This is a genomic window from Micromonospora sp. NPDC005215 (genome assembly GCF_040607915.1).
GTDB lineage: Bacteria > Actinomycetota > Actinomycetes > Mycobacteriales > Micromonosporaceae > Micromonospora.
Genome location: NZ_JBEXHQ010000127.1, coordinates 1 through 1,157 on the forward strand (window position 1 = coordinate 1; position 1,157 = coordinate 1,157).

Genomic DNA, 1,157 nt, shown 5'->3' on the forward strand with positions numbered 1-1,157 from the left:
GAGAAGGAGGGCACGTTCACCCAGACGCAGCGGCTGTTGCAGTGGCGGGAGAAGGCCGTCGAGCCGCCGGGCGACGCCCGTTCCGAGCTGTGGTTCTTCTACCACCTCGGGCGCAAGCTGCGGGAGAAGCTGGCCGGCTCGGAGCTGCCGCGCGACCGGGCGCTGCTCGACCTCACCTGGGACTACCCCACGCACGGTCCGCACGCGGAGCCGAGCGCCGAGTCGGTCCTGCGCGAGATCAACGGGTACGACGTGGCGAGCGGCCGCCCGCTGTCCAGCTTCGCCGAGGCCCGCGCGGACGGTTCCACAGCGATCGGCTGCTGGATCTACACCGGGGTGTACGCCGACGGTGTCAACCAGGCGGCGCGGCGCAAGTCCCGACACGAGCAGGACTGGGTGGCCGCCGAGTGGGGGTGGGCGTGGCCGGCGAACCGGCGGATCCTCTACAACCGTGCCTCCGCCGATCCGGACGGCAACCCGTGGAGTGAGCGCAAACGCTACGTCTGGTGGGACGCGGAGAAGGGCGAGTGGACCGGCTACGACGTGCCGGACTTCGAGAAGACCAAACCGCCGTCGTACCGGCCGCCACCCGGCGCGTCCGGGACGGAGGGCATCGCCGGTGACGACCCGTTCGTCATGCAGGGTGACGGCAAGGGTTGGCTGTACGCGCCCACCGGCGTGCTGGACGGGCCGCTGCCCACGCATTACGAGCCGGTGGAGTCGCCGGTGCGTAACCCGCTCTACCGGCAGCAGGCCAACCCCACCCGCAAGATGTACGCGCATCCGGTGAACTCGGTGAACCCGAGCCCGCCGGAGGAGCACAGTCAGGTGTTCCCGTACGTGTTCACTGTCAGCCGGCTTACCGAGCATCACACCGCGGGTGGGATGAGCCGGACGGTGCGGACGTTGGCCGAGTTGCAACCGGAGATGTTCGTCGAGGTGTCGACGGAGTTGGCGGTCGAGCGTGGGCTGACTCATCTGGGTTGGGCGCATCTGGTGACCGCTCGTGCGGCGATTGAGGCGAAGGTGCTGGTGACCGACCGGCTCACCCCGTTGCGGGTGGACGGTCGGATCATTCATCAGGTGTGGTTGCCGTACCACTTCGGTTTCGAGGGTCTGGTGACCGGTGACTCGGCCAACGACCTGTTCGGCATCAG

1 protein-coding gene is annotated in these 1,157 nt (G+C 68.7%); it reads left to right on the top strand.

Annotation, left to right across the window (positions count from 1 at the left end; all coding sequences use genetic code 11):
• Window positions 1-1,157 (top strand): molybdopterin dinucleotide binding domain-containing protein (locus ABZU25_RS34495; RefSeq protein WP_355033554.1); only part of this gene is annotated, 1,157 nt, incomplete at both ends.